We start from the raw sequence: 14,608 nt of genomic DNA, 5'->3' as shown, positions 1-14,608 counted from the left end.
AAGACTTGGGGGCTGACAAAGGCGGGTTATCACCGGCAGATTTTCGTTGCCGTGGCATTATTTCGATAAAAACCGGTTCCCAAGCGTTCGCTTCTTGTTCTATAGGAGGTCGCAGTCAACATCTTGTTGAATAGCCAACCGAAAGGTGAATGCGATGACTGGACTGGTGCGCACGAGTGCCGATCTCGACCCGAGACGCCGGCGGATTCTTTACCGCTGCTGGCACCGGGGCATTCGCGAGATGGATCTGGTGCTCGGGCAATTCGCGGAAGACAATATTGCCGGGCTTTCCGATGATCAGCTCGACGAGCTTGAGATCATCATGGCGGAAGAGGATAACGATCTCGTCCAGATGGTGACGGGGGCGCAGCCTGTGCCGGAAAAATTCCACACGCCGCTGTTCGAGAAAATCGCCTCCTATCGTCCCGATTTCGATCTCGTCACATCAGAAACTCTGAAGGCCTGAAGCATGATAGCCGGATTCGATGCAAAGCTGGTGTCGTCGGCCGATACGCCGCTGACCATCGGAAACGTACCATCAGGCATGGAAGCCCTGCTGCTTGCTGATATGGCGCGGGCAGGCACATCGGTGGCTTATGTGATGTCGGATGGCCAGCGGGTCGCCGATCTCGAACAGATCCTCGGTTTCGTCGCACCTGATATTCCTGTCATGACGCTGCCGGCCTGGGACTGTTTGCCCTATGACCGCGTGTCACCGAGTGCTGACACCTCGGCGCGCCGGCTGGCGGCGCTTTCCGGCCTCATCGCCCACGCGAAAAAGCCGCATCCGGCCATCGTGCTGGTCACCGTCAACGCCATGCTGCAGAAGATGGCGCCGCGTGATATCATTGGGAGCCTCGGCTTTTCGGCGAAGCCCGGCAACCAGATCCGCATGGAAGAGATTGCCGCACGGCTGGAGCGCAACGGTTTCGACCGGGTGGCGACGGTGCGCGAAGTGGGCGAATTTGCCGTGCGCGGCGGTATTCTCGATGTTTTCGTTCCCGGTACGGAAGAGCCGGTGCGGCTCGATTTCTTCGGCGATACGCTGGAGAGCATCCGCACCTTCGATCCGGCCAGCCAGCGCACCATTGCCCAGGCGCGTTCGCTCGACTTGAACCCGATGAGCGAAGTGACGCTGACACCGGATACGATCGGTCGGTTCCGCAAGAACTACCTGTCGCTGTTTGGCGCTGCGACCCGTGACGACGCGCTTTATCAGGCCGTCTCGGAGGGCCGCCGATATGCCGGCATGGAGCATTGGCTACCGCTGTTTTACGAACAGCTGGAAACCGCCTTCGATTATCTGAAGGGTTTCCGTATCGTCACCGATCACACAGCAAGGGAAGCTGCGAAAGAGCGCTCCAAGCTGGTACTTGATTACTACGAGGCGCGCCGGGCTTCCGGTGAAACCAAGGGTTCAACGCAGGGCGCGCCCTACAAGCCGGTATCGCCGGGACAGCTCTACCTCGATGGCAAAAGCTTCGATGCGATGCTTGCCAGCGTCAACGCGGTGCGTTTGACGCCCTTCAATGAACACGATAGCGAAGGCCACCCGGTCGCAACGCTCGATGCGCATGTCGGGCCGCGCTGGGCGCGTCCGCCAACGGAAGGCGAGAGCGAGGAGCGGGTCAATGTTTTCGATCTGGCGGTAAAGCATATTGCGGATCGCCGCGCCAAGGGCTGGAAGGTGCTGATAACAGGCTGGTCGGAAGGTTCGCTCGACCGGCTCTTGCAGGTCCTGAACGAACACGGGCTTGAGAACATCAAGCCGGTGACATCGCTGAAAGAGGTGGAAAAGCTCGGCAAGGGTGAGGCGGCCGCAACGGTTCTGAGCCTCGAAGCCGGGTTTGAAACCGGAACGCTGGCGGTCATCGGCGAGCAGGATATTCTCGGCGACCGCATGGTGCGGCGCTCGAAACGCCGCAAGCGCGGCGCGGATTTCATCTCCGAAGTGGCGGGTCTGGACGAGGGGTCGCTGGTTGTCCACGCCGAACACGGCATCGGCCGTTTCGTCGGCTTGCAGACCATCGAGGCGGCGGGTGCGCCGCGTGCGTGTCTCGAACTGCATTATGCCGACGACGCCAAGCTGTTCCTGCCGGTCGAAAACATCGATCTTCTTTCTCGCTACGGTTCCGATGCGGCGGAAGCGACGCTCGACAAGCTGGGCGGCGGCGCATGGCAGATGCGCAAGGCCAAGCTCAAGAAGCGCCTGCTCGACATGGCAGACGAGCTTATCCGCATTGCGGCAGCGCGTCTGGTGCGCCATGCGCCCGCGCTGGTCGCGCCGGACGGGCTTTATGATGAGTTTGCCGCCCGTTTCCCCTATGACGAGACCGAGGACCAGCTGAACGCCATCGAGGCGGTGCGCGAAGACCTCGGCGCCGGCCGGCCGATGGATCGCCTGATCTGCGGTGACGTTGGTTTCGGCAAGACGGAAGTCGCGCTGCGCGCCGCCTTCCTTGCCGCGATGAACGGTGTGCAGGTGGCTGTCGTGGTGCCGACAACGCTGCTTTCCCGCCAGCATTTCCGCACTTTCTCCGAGCGTTTTCGTGGATTGCCGATCCGGGTGCAGCAGGCTTCGCGCCTCGTCGGGTCCAAGGAGCTGACGCTGACGAAAAAGGAAGTGGCCGATGGCAAGACGGATATCGTCGTCGGCACCCATGCGCTGCTCGGCGCGGGCATCAGCTTTGCCAATCTCGGCCTGCTGATCATCGATGAGGAACAGCATTTCGGTGTGAAGCACAAGGAGCGGCTGAAGGAGCTGAAGAGCGACGTGCATGTGCTGACGCTGTCGGCAACGCCCATTCCGCGCACGCTGCAATTGGCCATGACGGGTGTACGCGAACTGTCGCTCATCACGACGCCGCCGGTGGACCGCATGGCGGTGCGCACCTTCATTTCGCCCTTCGATCCGTTGGTGATCCGCGAAACGCTGATGCGCGAACATTATCGCGGCGGCCAGAGCTTTTATGTCTGCCCGCGGCTTGCCGATCTCGCGGATATCCATGCGTTTCTGCAATCGGATGTGCCGGAGCTGAAGGTGGCGGTGGCGCATGGCCAGATGGCGGCGGGCGAACTTGAAGACATCATGAACGCCTTTTACGACGGCAAATATGATGTGCTGCTGTCGACCACTATCGTCGAATCCGGTCTTGATGTGCCGACCGCCAATACGCTGATCGTGCACCGCGCCGATATGTTCGGTCTCGCACAGCTTTACCAGCTGCGTGGCCGTGTCGGCCGCTCCAAGGTGCGCGCCTTCGCGCTGTTTACCTTGCCGGTCAACAAGGTGCTGACGACGATGGCGGAGCGGCGGCTGAAGGTGCTGCAATCGCTCGATACGCTTGGCGCCGGTTTCCAGCTGGCGAGCCACGATCTCGATATTCGCGGCGCGGGCAATCTGCTCGGTGAGGAACAGTCCGGCCATATCAAGGAAGTCGGCTTCGAGCTTTACCAGCAGATGCTGGAAGAGGCCGTTGCCGAGGTGAAGGGCGACGAAGAGGTACGCGACAGCGGCTGGTCGCCGCAGATATCGGTCGGCACCTCCGTGATGATCCCGGAAGATTATGTGCCGGATCTGCATCTGCGCATGGGCCTTTACCGCCGTCTCGGTGAGCTTGCCGATATCGGCGAGATCGACGGTTTCGGTGCTGAGATGATCGACCGTTTCGGCCCCTTGCCGAAGGAGGTGCAGCATCTCCTCAAGATCGTTTACATCAAGTCGCTCTGCCGCATTGCCAATGTCGAGAAGGTGGATGCCGGGCCGAAGGGTGTCGTCGTGCAGTTCCGCAACAAGGAATTCCCGAACCCGGCGGCGTTGGTCGGTTATATCGGCAAGCAGGGGTCAATGGCGAAAATCCGTCCTGATCACAGCCTGTTCCTGAACCGCGATCTGCCGACGCCGGAAAAACGATTGACGGGTGCGGCGATGATCATGACGCAGCTGGCGGAGCTGGCGCGGTCGTAGATTTGAGCTTTAGGGGTTGCCCATTTGGCAACGTACCGAATGTGGGTGTGGCTTTACCCCCCTCTGCCCTGCCGGGCATCTCCCCCTCAAGGGGGGAGATCGACTCGCGGCGATGTCTCGGCCATCTTGATGTCTGAGGATGGAGTGGTGAAAGCGCGCCTTGCCGATCTCCCCCCTTGAGGGGGAGATGCCCGGCAGGGCAGAGGGGGTAAACCCCACCCACCTTCGGCCGAATATCTAATAGCCGAAAACCCAACCCGCTCCCTTCAGCGAAAATTACCGCGATGTAACGAAACGGACATGTATCGGTAGTCTTCGCGGGCGTAGTCTCAGCTTCATACCCGGTGCGGCGGATCAGTGGATGCCGCCGGGTCATGAAGGAGCAGGACGATGTGGACCAACATCAACAGGTTTGCCACCGCTGGTCTGGTTGCTTTGACAATTGCGGGCACCACAATTGCCACCACCAGCCAGGCGGAAGCGCGCAATAATTTCGGCCGCGGCCTTGCCGCCGGCATTGCCGGCACGATCATCGGCGGAGCTCTTATCGCCGGGGCAAGACATCCCGGTTACGCTTATGGCCCCGCCTATTACGCTCCGGCCTATGCTGCGCCCGTCTACGGTCCGCCGGTGGTTTACCAGCCCGTTTATCCACGCTGCCATGTTGCCTGGAGGCAGAATGCCTGGGGCGACATGTATCGGGTCAGGGTTTGTGATTGATCGAATGCCATGCCGGCGACGCAAATAGGCGTCGCCGGTTCTCATGCATTCTTCAGGCGTCAGCGCACGTCTTCCGGGGTGATGCCGATGGCCACGTTCTGGTCGGTTGCGGCGATGGAGGCGGGCAGCGGCACTTTTCTCTGCTTCTCACGGATCAGCGTCAGCAACCCTGAGCCGACGATCAGGGCGATGCCGAAGAGCATCCATCCGTCGATGCGGTCTCCGAAAATCAGATAACCGAACAAAATGGCCCAAAGCATCTGGCTGTATTGTGTCGGGCCGATCATGGCGGCGGGCGCATATTGGGCGGCATACATGACCAGCACGTTGCCAAGCGCGCCGAGCAGGCCGTATCCCGCCAGCAGCAGCCATTGCTCGCCGCCGGGCATGACAAAGGTCGGCACCATGGCGATGCCGCTGATGGTGAGACAGCCCAGCACGCCGGCCCCATAAAGCGAGACGTTCTTTTCCGACGGGCCCATGGCGCGGAAGATGACGATGCTGAGTGCACCGCTGAAGCCGCCGATGATGGCGCCGAGATGGCCGATGCCCAGTTCACGGAAGCCCGGACGCAGGATGACCAGCACGCCGAGGAAACCGATGATGACCGCCGACCAGCGGCGGATGCCCACCTGTTCCTTCAAAAATACCACCGACATGATGGTGACGAAGGAAGGAAGCAGGAAGATCAGCGCGAAGGCTTCGGCCATGGAAAGATGGGTGAAAGCGGTGACGCTGCCGACGGCACCCGTGCCGGCGGCAAAAAAGCGGATGATCCACAAAGGCCGGTTGGTCGTCTTCACCACATCCACCCAGCGATCATTGCGTTTGCGGATGAAGGGCAGGGCGATGAGGCCGAAAAGGGCGCCGAAGAAGGCCGATTCGATCGGCGAAATCTGGCCTTCTATGAGTTTAACGCTGGCATCGCTCCAGGCGTAGGCAGCGAAGGCGGCAAAGGCGAGCAGAATGCCTTTCAGGGTCTTGTCGGACACGGAAACACCGGCGAAAAATCGAGTTGCTGAAAACCGCCGGTGGTTCGACCGTCAGTTCATCGATCTATGCTCGTCCGCCTTGATTTTTGCAATATCCCGCAATGCAGCAATCAGGACTTCAGGCGTTTGTGCACCGCTTATGGCGTATTTCTGATCGAGGATGAAAAACGGCACGCCGGCGACGCCCATCTGCTGCGCGGCGTCTATTTCTGCAACGACCGTGTCCTTGTCCGCGTCGGAGGCGAGCAGCCGCTCGACCACTTTCGCATCCATGCCAGCCTTCGCGGCGACGTCAGCCAATACGGCGTGATCGCCGATATTGCGGCCTTCCTCGAAATTCGCCTTGAACAGTCCGGTCACGACCTTTTCCTGAATGTCGCGGCCTTCCGAATGGGCCCAGAGCGCCAGGCGATGGGCGTCGAGCGTGTTCGGGCCGATCTTGATCGCATCGAAATCATAGTTGATGCCGACTTCCTTGCCGAGTTGCACCAGCGAGGTATGCGCCTGTTCCAGACGCTCCTTGCCGAGCTTTTCCTCGAGAGCGGCTTTCTGGTCGACGCCTTCAGGCGGATAGTCCGGATTGAGGCGATAGGGCCGCCAGTTCACATCGACGCTGATTTCATCCTGAACCTCGGCAATGGCGAGATCGAGCCTTGCCTTGCCGAGATAACACCAGGGGCAGACCATGTCCGATACGACGTCGACAACGATGCGTTCCATGGCTTCCATTCCTTATATTCGACCGGCGGCGGCGGGTTATTGCGCCCGCGCATCCCACCAGGTCTGTTTCTGATTGCCCGATATCGGTGTCATATCCGGGCGGTCGATATATTTCCAGCGCGCCACCCACTGGGCGCCGATGTAATAGAGCGGAATGATGTAATGGCCGGCCACAAGCAGACGGTCATAAGCGCGCACGGCCGCCTGAAAATCTTCCGTCGAGCGGGCCTGTAACAGCGCCTCTATCATTCGGTCTATATCGGGATTGGCAACACCCGCGTAGTTGAAGCTGCCCTGCGCATTGCGCGAAAGCGAGTTCCAGCGGTTCAGCTGTTCCATGCCCGGCGAAAGCGATGAGGGCAGGGAGCGGATGATCATATCGTAATCAAAGCTGTTCGAGCGGGCCTGATATTGCCCGTCATCCACCGAGCGGATGCCCATGGCGACGCCGATCAGGTTGAGCGAGCGCTGATAGGCAAGCGCGATGCGTTCCTGCGCCGGGTTCTGGGTCATGATCTCGAAGGCGAGCTGACGGCCGTTGGCGTCGGACATCCTGCCATTCTTGATACTGTATCCGGCCTCTTTCAGCTTATCGACGGCCAGTTTCAATACCTTGCGGTCCGCACCGGTGCCATCGGTCGTCGGCATGGCATAGGTGCCCGCCAGCAATTCCCGGGGCATGGTTTTGGCAGCGTCGCCGAGCAACGCAAGTTCGCGCGCATCAGCGGCGTTGCCATAGGCGCCGAGCGGGGAATTCTGCCAATAGCTCTGGGTGCGCTTGAAGGAACCGCCGAGGATGTTCCTGTTCAGCCACTCGAAATCAAGCGCATAGGACAGGCCTTCGCGCACTTTTTCATCGGAGAAGACGGCGCGGCGGGTGTTGAATACGAGACCGAACATGCCCGTCGGCAGGCGCGGCTGGAAGACGTCCTTGACGATATCGCCGCGATGGACGGCCGGGAAATTATACGCCTGTCCCCAATGCGAGGTATCCGAGGTGCCGTTGATGGCGTCACCTTCGGGATAGATGTCGATATCGCCCTTTTTGAAGGCCTCGAACATGGTGGTGACCTGAAGGAAATAGGTCACGCTGATCTCGTCGTAATTGTCGAAGCCGACCTTGCCGGGAATGTCCTTGCCCCAATAATCCGGATTGCGTTCCCAGATGATTCGCTCACCCGGCCGCAGGGTCTTGATTCGGTATGGACCCGAGCCGACAACCGGCCCAAGCCCGGCCTGCTCGAATTTTTCCGGATCGATCGCATGTTTCGGCAGGATCGGCGTGGAGGAGGCGAGAATGAGCGGTGTTTCGCGGTTCGCCTTGTCATTGAAGGTGAAACGCACGCCGCGATCACCGACCTTTTCCATTTTCGCCACGCCGTCCAGACGGCTGTTGAACGGAGGCCGGCCTTTTTCCTTCAGGAGGTTGAAGGTGAAGATCACATCATCAGGTGTCACCGGCTGGCCATCAGACCATTTAGCCCTGGGGTTGATGTTGAACTGGATGAAGCTTCGCTCATCATCCCACTCCACCGTTTCGGCGAGCAGACCATAAAGGCTGAAAGGTTCGTCACTGGAGCGCAGCATCAGCGATTCGTAGAGGAGATTGCCGAATTCCGGGTCCCAGACGCCGCGCGCGGTGGTGCGCATTCCCTTGAGAACGAAGGGATTGAGGCTGTCGAAGGTGCCGACGACGCCATAGGACATGCGGCCGCCCTTCTTCACGTCCGGGTTGACATAAGGGAAGTGGTGGAAGTCTGCGGGAAGCTCCGGCGTGCCATGCATGGAGATGCCGTGCAGCGGTTGCGCCAGGGCGGTCCCGCCGGGAAGCAGGGATGATCCCAAAAGGAACAATGCGGGGAGGAGGGCCGCAAGGTTGCGCATGTCACTATCCTGTCTAACTGTCCGTCCGGTTTGCGTACAACCGGTTTATCGTCATGATTCTGGCAGATATGTAGCATACGGACATCGCATGACCCATGCGAGGGCGGGAAATCTTGGGTCCGCTCAAGAAAAAGTTAAAGAAGTGCTGGATATCGCCGCCATCGGCATGTAACAGGGTGGCCGGAAGAGACGGGTCACGCATTTGCCTCATTTAAACGACAGTTGAACGGGCAGAAGGATACCGCCATCGACGAACAGGGCCTTGATAGGCTCTGTTCTGGCAGACATTCAGGAGACGGAACTCTTATGATGCACAAGGCAAACACATTCACCCGGACGGCTCTGTCCGCTCTGGTCCTCTCTCTGGGCGCGGTTTCCGCTCCGGCCATTTCGCAAGCGCAGGATGCTGCTCCCGCCGCTCAGGGCGCTGGCGCCCCGCCGCTCGGCTGGTTCAAGACCTGCTCCAAGCAGGAAGACAACGATGTCTGCGTCGTGCAGAACGTGGTTCTCGCCCAGAACGGCCAGATGATCACCGCTGTCGGCCTCATCACCGTTGAAGGCAAGGTCAACCGCAAGCTGCTGCAGGTTTCCGTTCCGACCGCGCGTCTCATTCCTCCTGGTGTGATGATGCAGATCGATGGCGGCAAGGGCCAGAAGCTCGATTACGCCGTTTGCCTTCCCGACAAGTGCACGGCCGAAGTTCCGCTGACGGACGCCATGATTGCTTCGCTGAAGAAGGGCAACGAGATCGTCTTCACCTCGATCAACTTCCGCCGCGCGCCGAACCCCATCAAGATTGCGCTTTCCGGTTTCACCGGTGCCTACGACGGTGCTGCCATCACCCAGTCGCAGCTGGCCGAAAGCCAGCGCAGCCTGCAGGAAGGCATGCAGAAGAAGGCTGAAGAGGCCCGCAAGAAGCTGGAAGCCGCTCAGGACGCTGCCAAGGCGCCCAAGCCCTGATCGCTGCAAAGCATCAAGAATGACAAAACCGGTCTGGCGACAGACCGGTTTTTTTATGTCCGTTTCATACCCCTGGGAGGCGGGGAAACGATTGAGGGCGTCAATGCGCCGTCGACATTTTCGGACGCCATTCGCCGTTCGGCGCCTTGTCGAAGATGCGGCCGATATTGGGGTTTCTCAGCGGCGTATCGTTTTCATCGTGCACGAGGTTCTGTTCGGAAACATAGGCGACATATTCCGTCTCCTCGTTTTCGGCCAGAAGATGATAGAAGGGCTGGTCGCGCTCCGGCCTGATTTCCGCGGGGATGGCGTTCCACCATTCCTCGGTATTGGCATATTCCGGGTCCACGTCGATAACCACGCCGCGGAACGGAAACACCTTGTGGCGGACGATCTCGCCAAGCGTGAATTTTGCGTCTCTTTGTTTCATGGCATGAACTTCCTTTCCCAATATTAGTTGGTGTCGGAATGCGAAATATCAAGACCTAGCGGTCCAAGTGCCGGTCTGCCGCAAAGCTCAGCGCTTTCTGCCAATCGGCGCGGTGGCGAGAATGACGCCGCCGGTGACAAGCACGATGCCGATGGCGTGATAGGTTTCGAAGCTCTCCCCAAGGAAAAACGTGGCCATGAGGATCGAGACCGGCGGCATCATGTAAAGCGTGATGCCGGCTGTGGCGGGGCCGAAAACACGCACCGTATGGGTGAAGCAATAAAACGCCAGAAGCGAGGCGAAGAGGATGATACCGCCGATCTTCGCCCAGGCGGCGCCCGTGGCGGGCAGCATGCCGCCCTGCGCGAGTTCCAGCGCGGCCGGCGGCAGAAGCACCAGCGCGCCGGAAAAGGCGATCAGGCCGAAAAGGCTGAAGGATGCCATCTGCCGCGCCGCGGGATCGCGCAGCAGCAGCGAATAGACGGCAAAGGCGATCGCCGCCGTCAAAATCGCGAAATCACCGATGTTGAAATTCATGTGCCGGAGAGCGGAGATATCGCCCTTGAGCACGATGGCCGCGACACCTGCAAAGGCGATGACCATGCCCGCCACTTCAAGCTTGCGGATTGGCCGGCCCTGAAAAATGCGCTGGAACAGGATGATGAACAGTGACGAGGTGGTGTAGATGAGCGTGCCGTTGGCGGCCGTCGTCATGGTGAGGCCCCAATAGACCACGCCGCCGCAGATACCCATGCCGAGAATGCCGAGCACCAGCCAGAGCAGCGTTTTCCGCCGCAGGAAGGCAAGGCAATTGCGCCAGTCGGCGATCATGAAGGGCGCGATGATTAGGGTCGATCCCATCCAGCGGATGAAGGCGGTGATGAAGGGCGAGACCTCGCCGACGACGCCCCGGCCGAAAATGACGTTACTGGAGAAAAAGAGCGGCACCGCCAGAAAGATGAGCCAGTCCATGGGGCGCGTTTGCTGAGAGGCTGGCTTGTTCGACATTCTTAACAATATGGCTGGCTTCACGATATGGCTGGGCTTTAAAAGAAAACGGCGGCTTTCCAGGGAAAACCGCCGGCATGGAAGGAGCGCCCCGAGGGAGCGCTCCGAAGGCCGATCAGGCCGAGTAGTACATGTCGAATTCGACCGGATGCGGGGTCATTTCGAAACGCATGACTTCCTGCATCTTCAGCTCGATGAAGCTATCGATCTGGTCGTCGTCGAACACGCCGCCGGCGGTCAGGAACTTGCGATCCTTGTCGAGGCTTTCCAGCGCTTCACGCAGCGAGCCGCAGACGGTCGGGATCTTCTTCAGTTCCTTGGCGGGAAGGTCGTAAAGGTCCTTGTCCATCGGCTTGCCGGGGTGGATCTTGTTCTTGATGCCGTCAAGGCCGGCCATCAGCATGGCCGCAAAACCGAGATAGGGGTTCTGGGTCGGGTCCGGGAAGCGGACTTCGACGCGCTTTGCCTTCGGGTTGGAGCCGAAGGGAATACGGCACGATGCGGAGCGATTGCGCGCGGAATAGGCGAGCAGAACCGGCGCTTCATAACCCGGCACCAGACGCTTGTAGGAGTTGGTGGTGGGGTTGGTGAAGGCGTTGATTGCCTTGGCGTGCTTGATGATGCCGCCGATGTAGTAGAGGCAATTTTCAGACAGGCCGGCATATTCGTCACCAGCGAAGGTCGGCTTGCCGCCCTTCCAGATCGACTGGTGAACGTGCATGCCCGAACCGTTGTCGCCGAAGATCGGCTTCGGCATGAAGGTTGCCGTCTTGCCATAGGCATTGGCGACCTGGTGCACGACGTACTTGTAGATCTGCATCTTGTCGGCGCTGGAAACCAGCGTGTCGAACTTCACGCCCAGCTCGTGCTGTGCGGCAGCCACTTCGTGGTGGTGCTTTTCAACGACGACGCCCATTTCGGCCAGAACGGTGAGCATTTCGGAACGCATGTCCTGCAGGCTGTCGATCGGCGGAACCGGGAAGTAGCCGCCCTTGACGCGCGGACGGTGGCCGAGGTTGCCGGTCTCGTAGTCGGTGTCGTCGTTGGACGGCAGTTCGGACGAATCGAGCTTGAAGCCGGTGTTGTAGGGGTCTGCCTTGTACTTCACGTCGTCGAAGACGAAGAATTCAGGCTCGGGACCGACGAAGACGGTGTCGCCGATACCGGATGCCTTGAGGTAGGCTTCGGCCTTCTTGGCGGTGCCGCGCGGATCGCGGTTATAGGCTTCGCCCGAGACCGGGTCGAGAATGTCGCAAAGGACGACCAGGGTGGACTGGGCGAAGAACGGGTCGATATGGGCGGTGGCCGGATCGGGCATCAGCACCATGTCGGACTCGTTGATGGCCTTCCAGCCGGCGATCGAGGAGCCGTCGAACATGACGCCATCGGCGAACATGTCTTCGTCCACACAGACAACATCCATGGTGACGTGCTGCAGCTTGCCCTTGGGGTCGGTAAAGCGCAGGTCCACGAACTTGATGTCGTTATCCTTGATCTGCTTCAAGATATCGTTTGCGGTCGTCATTTAAACGTTTTCCTTGAGTGTGATGATGACGAGGTGAAAACCCAAGCCTCCCCGGCTCGGGACGTTCTTGATTATATGGCGTCCACGCCTGTTTCACCGGTACGGATGCGGATGACTTCCTCGATATTGGAAACGAAAATCTTTCCGTCGCCGATACGTCCGGTCTGGGCCGCATTGCGGATCGCCTCGATGACGGCTTCCGCGTTCTCGTCCGCCAATACGACTTCGACTTTCACTTTCGGCAGAAAGTCCACGACGTACTCTGCTCCGCGGTAGAGTTCCGTGTGGCCCTTCTGACGACCAAAGCCTTTTGCTTCCGTGACCGTGATGCCCTGAAGTCCGACTTCCTGAAGGGCTTCCTTCACTTCATCGAGCTTAAAGGGCTTAATGATCGCTTCGATCTTTTTCATGAGAAAATATCTCTCCGCTTCTCCCGTTAAAGCAGGTAATTCCCGCTCTGCCACAAGAATGCACGTATTGTGCCAGATCGGAAGCGGGCGTGAAGAAAAAACTTCGCTCGCTCCGCTTTCTGGCACAAAATGCATTCGGTTTTGGCGGTTTTCCAGCCAATTTCTCTCGGCAACCCGAAAAATCCATCAGCATTTCTGCGAATTCTTATTATTTTAGTTGTTTTGAATATTTGAGAATGCGCAGGCGCGGCAAAGGTCAACTGTTTATATTTTATGCATTTGACTATTATTTGGACTTGAGGATTTGCTTATTTTTGTATCGATTGCCTTTCCGGCGTTTTGAAGGGATGATCGCGGCATGACATCCCTCTCTCAGCTTTCCCTTTTCGACCCTGCGGCGATGGCGCGCATCGACGCTGCGGCCGGGCAATCCGGCATACCGCTTTATGATTTGATGGAGCGGGCGGGGCAGGCAGTCGCCGCTTCTGCGCTACGGCACTATCCACAGGCGCTGCGTTTCGTCGTGCTCTGTGGCGGCGGCAATAATGGTGGTGATGGTTACGTGGCGGCGCGGGCGCTTGTGCAAAGCGGGGCGGCGGTTACGGTTCACCATCTCGGCGATGCCGGCACCCTCAAGGGCGATGCGCGGATGGCATTCGAACGGAGCGGGATCGTGCCGCTGCCGCTTGGCGACTATACGCCTCTCACTGGCGATGTGGTGATCGATGCGGTTTTCGGGGCCGGATTGTCCCGCGATGTGCCCCAGGTGCTTGTCCGGATAATCGAAGCGGTGACCAGCGCCAGGGTGCCGGTGCTCGCCGTCGATCTGCCCTCCGGCCTCTGCGGACGGCGGGGCGCACCTCTCGGCGGGTCGTTCAGGGCCGAGCGGACGGTGACCTTCATGGCGCGCAAGCCCGGCCATCTGCTGGTGCCGGGGCGGGAATTTTGCGGCACGCTCGAGGTATTCGATATCGGCATTCCCTCCCGCATCCTTGCCGATCACGCAGGTTCCGTTGCGGAGAACCATCCGCTTGTCTGGCGCGATGCCTTGCCGGCCAGCGATCTCGAGACTCATAAATTCCGCCGCGGGCATCTCACCGTCTTTTCAGGCCCGGCCCATGCGACCGGGGCAAGCCGCATGACGGCGCTTGCGGCGCTTAAGGCAGGAGCGGGCATCGTCACCGTCGCGGCGCCGAAGCAGGCGCTCGACGTGCTTTCCGTGACGCTGACGGCCGTGATGAATGCGCCGATGGACAATGCCGATGATCTGCGGCTCTGGCTGGACGACCGGCGTCACGGCACCTTCGTTCTCGGCCCAGGGTTCGGTGATCTCGAAAAGGCGCGGCAATTCGTGTCCCTGCTTGGAGACAGAGCGGTCGTGCTGGATGCCGATGCGATCACCGCTTTCAAGGATCATATGGCAACCCTGTTCGAGCGCATCACATCCGGCACGGGCAAATTCGTGCTGACACCGCATGAGGGCGAGTTTGCCCGGCTGTTTCCCGATCTCGCTGCCGACAGGACGCTCAGCAAGATCGAGAAGGCGCAGGTCGCCTCGGCCCGCAGCGGCGCGGCGCTGGTCTATAAGGGTGCGGACACGGTGATTGCTGCGCCTGATGGCCGGGCGCTGGTCAACACCAATGCGCCGGCAAGCCTTGCGACCGCCGGATCGGGTGATGTGCTGGCCGGTATCATCGGCGCGCTGCTCGCACAGGGCGCGCCCGCTTTCGAAGCGGCTGCGGCCGGTGTCTGGCTGCACGGCGAGGCGGGCCACAGGGCAGGTGACGGCATGACGGCGGAAGACCTTGTCCATGCGGTTCGGCCGGTTGGGTGAGTTGGTCTGATTATGTTTGCTGGCTGCTGACAGATTCGGTGGTTTAGCAAAGTTCCATCATCCCCACTCCCGTCACCCCGGACTTGATCCTGGGTCCAGTGCGATCAAGTCCTTGATCGCGAAAGAGTCTTCTCACAGCGCAGACGCGCTGTGGCTGG

At 59.9% G+C, this 14,608-nt stretch carries 13 protein-coding genes; 6 read left to right on the top strand and 7 right to left on the bottom strand.

Annotated elements, in window-relative coordinates:
* The first annotated feature begins 154 nt into the window (after window positions 1-154).
* The 3 genes from O8B93_RS22390 (at window position 155) to O8B93_RS22380 (ending at window position 4,687) form a co-directional block, all read left to right on the top strand.
* Complete coding sequence (locus O8B93_RS22390) at window positions 155-466, top strand: FAD assembly factor SdhE (RefSeq protein ID WP_269712095.1); 312 nt, start codon at window positions 155-157, stop codon at window positions 464-466.
* Between the two features lie 3 nt (window positions 467-469).
* The gene (gene mfd, locus O8B93_RS22385) at window positions 470-3,967 is read left to right on the top strand and encodes a transcription-repair coupling factor (RefSeq protein WP_269712094.1); all 3,498 of its coding nucleotides are present in this window, start codon (window positions 470-472) and stop codon (window positions 3,965-3,967) included.
* A gap of 390 nt (window positions 3,968-4,357) precedes the next feature.
* Window positions 4,358-4,687 (top strand): hypothetical protein, encoded by a 330-nt coding sequence (locus O8B93_RS22380; protein ID WP_269712093.1) that lies wholly within the window; start codon window positions 4,358-4,360, stop codon window positions 4,685-4,687.
* Between the two features lie 59 nt (window positions 4,688-4,746).
* On the opposite strand, the gene O8B93_RS22375 is transcribed toward O8B93_RS22380, so the two are convergent.
* Genes O8B93_RS22375 through O8B93_RS22365 form a run of 3 tightly spaced genes read right to left on the bottom strand, consistent with a single transcriptional unit; the run spans window position 4,747 to window position 8,283 of the window.
* Window positions 4,747-5,679 (bottom strand): DMT family transporter, encoded by a 933-nt coding sequence (locus O8B93_RS22375; protein ID WP_269712092.1) that lies wholly within the window; start codon window positions 5,677-5,679, stop codon window positions 4,747-4,749.
* A gap of 51 nt (window positions 5,680-5,730) precedes the next feature.
* Window positions 5,731-6,399, bottom strand: coding sequence for a DsbA family oxidoreductase (locus O8B93_RS22370; protein ID WP_269712091.1), 669 nt, complete (start codon window positions 6,397-6,399; stop codon window positions 5,731-5,733).
* A 36-nt stretch (window positions 6,400-6,435) separates the two neighbouring features.
* A complete protein-coding gene (locus O8B93_RS22365; protein ID WP_269712090.1) occupies window positions 6,436-8,283 on the bottom strand; it encodes an extracellular solute-binding protein in 1,848 nt (615 codons plus the stop codon).
* Between the two features lie 306 nt (window positions 8,284-8,589).
* Between O8B93_RS22365 and O8B93_RS22360 the strand changes: the two genes are divergently transcribed.
* Window positions 8,590-9,243, top strand: a complete 654-nt coding sequence (locus tag O8B93_RS22360) for an invasion associated locus B family protein (protein ID WP_269712089.1) — start codon at window positions 8,590-8,592, stop codon at window positions 9,241-9,243.
* Between the two features lie 100 nt (window positions 9,244-9,343).
* On the opposite strand, the gene hspQ is transcribed toward O8B93_RS22360, so the two are convergent.
* The 4 genes from hspQ to O8B93_RS22340 form a co-directional block, all read right to left on the bottom strand.
* Entirely contained in the window at window positions 9,344-9,673 is a 330-nt protein-coding gene (gene hspQ / locus O8B93_RS22355) for a heat shock protein HspQ (protein ID WP_269712088.1), read from the bottom strand.
* Window positions 9,674-9,760: 87 nt separating this feature from the next.
* Window positions 9,761-10,681 carry a DMT family transporter gene (locus tag O8B93_RS22350; RefSeq protein WP_269712087.1) on the bottom strand — a complete coding sequence of 307 codons (921 nt, stop codon included), beginning with the start codon at window positions 10,679-10,681 and terminating at the stop codon, window positions 9,761-9,763.
* Window positions 10,682-10,796: 115 nt separating this feature from the next.
* Window positions 10,797-12,206 carry a type I glutamate--ammonia ligase gene (glnA, locus tag O8B93_RS22345; RefSeq protein ID WP_003508040.1) on the bottom strand — a complete coding sequence of 470 codons (1,410 nt, stop codon included), beginning with the start codon at window positions 12,204-12,206 and terminating at the stop codon, window positions 10,797-10,799.
* Window positions 12,207-12,277: 71 nt separating this feature from the next.
* On the bottom strand, window positions 12,278-12,616 hold the full coding sequence (locus tag O8B93_RS22340; RefSeq protein WP_003508042.1) for a P-II family nitrogen regulator: 339 nt from the start codon (window positions 12,614-12,616) through the stop codon (window positions 12,278-12,280).
* Between the two features lie 89 nt (window positions 12,617-12,705).
* Between O8B93_RS22340 and O8B93_RS22335 the strand changes: the two genes are divergently transcribed.
* Both O8B93_RS22335 and O8B93_RS22330 read left to right on the top strand, forming a co-directional pair.
* Window positions 12,706-12,978, top strand: coding sequence for a hypothetical protein (locus O8B93_RS22335; RefSeq protein WP_269712086.1), 273 nt, complete (start codon window positions 12,706-12,708; stop codon window positions 12,976-12,978).
* Window positions 12,975-14,450, top strand: coding sequence for an NAD(P)H-hydrate dehydratase (locus tag O8B93_RS22330; protein WP_269712085.1), 1,476 nt, complete (start codon window positions 12,975-12,977; stop codon window positions 14,448-14,450). Before O8B93_RS22335 ends, O8B93_RS22330 begins: the two co-directional genes overlap by 4 nt.
* Window positions 14,451-14,608 lie beyond the last annotated feature (158 nt).

It is taken from the genome of Martinezella rhizogenes (genome assembly GCF_027460065.1).
Taxonomy (GTDB): domain Bacteria; phylum Pseudomonadota; class Alphaproteobacteria; order Rhizobiales; family Rhizobiaceae; genus Agrobacterium; species Agrobacterium rhizogenes_C.
The sequence above is the reverse complement of the archived record's forward strand: the minus strand, read 5'-3'. Positions and strand labels throughout refer to the sequence as shown.

Coding starts and splice junctions, on each gene's coding strand:
- O8B93_RS22390 (WP_269712095.1), top strand. CDS start 155: ATGACTGGACTGGTGCGCACGAGTGCCGATCTCGACCCGAGACGCCGG.
- mfd (WP_269712094.1), top strand. CDS start 470: ATGATAGCCGGATTCGATGCAAAGCTGGTGTCGTCGGCCGATACGCCG.
- O8B93_RS22380 (WP_269712093.1), top strand. CDS start 4,358: ATGTGGACCAACATCAACAGGTTTGCCACCGCTGGTCTGGTTGCTTTG.
- O8B93_RS22370 (WP_269712091.1), bottom strand. CDS start 6,399: ATGGAACGCATCGTTGTCGACGTCGTATCGGACATGGTCTGCCCCTGG.
- O8B93_RS22365 (WP_269712090.1), bottom strand. CDS start 8,283: ATGCGCAACCTTGCGGCCCTCCTCCCCGCATTGTTCCTTTTGGGATCA.
- O8B93_RS22360 (WP_269712089.1), top strand. CDS start 8,590: ATGATGCACAAGGCAAACACATTCACCCGGACGGCTCTGTCCGCTCTG.
- hspQ (WP_269712088.1), bottom strand. CDS start 9,673: ATGAAACAAAGAGACGCAAAATTCACGCTTGGCGAGATCGTCCGCCAC.
- O8B93_RS22350 (WP_269712087.1), bottom strand. CDS start 10,681: ATGTCGAACAAGCCAGCCTCTCAGCAAACGCGCCCCATGGACTGGCTC.
- glnA (WP_003508040.1), bottom strand. CDS start 12,206: ATGACGACCGCAAACGATATCTTGAAGCAGATCAAGGATAACGACATC.
- O8B93_RS22340 (WP_003508042.1), bottom strand. CDS start 12,616: ATGAAAAAGATCGAAGCGATCATTAAGCCCTTTAAGCTCGATGAAGTG.
- O8B93_RS22330 (WP_269712085.1), top strand. CDS start 12,975: ATGACATCCCTCTCTCAGCTTTCCCTTTTCGACCCTGCGGCGATGGCG.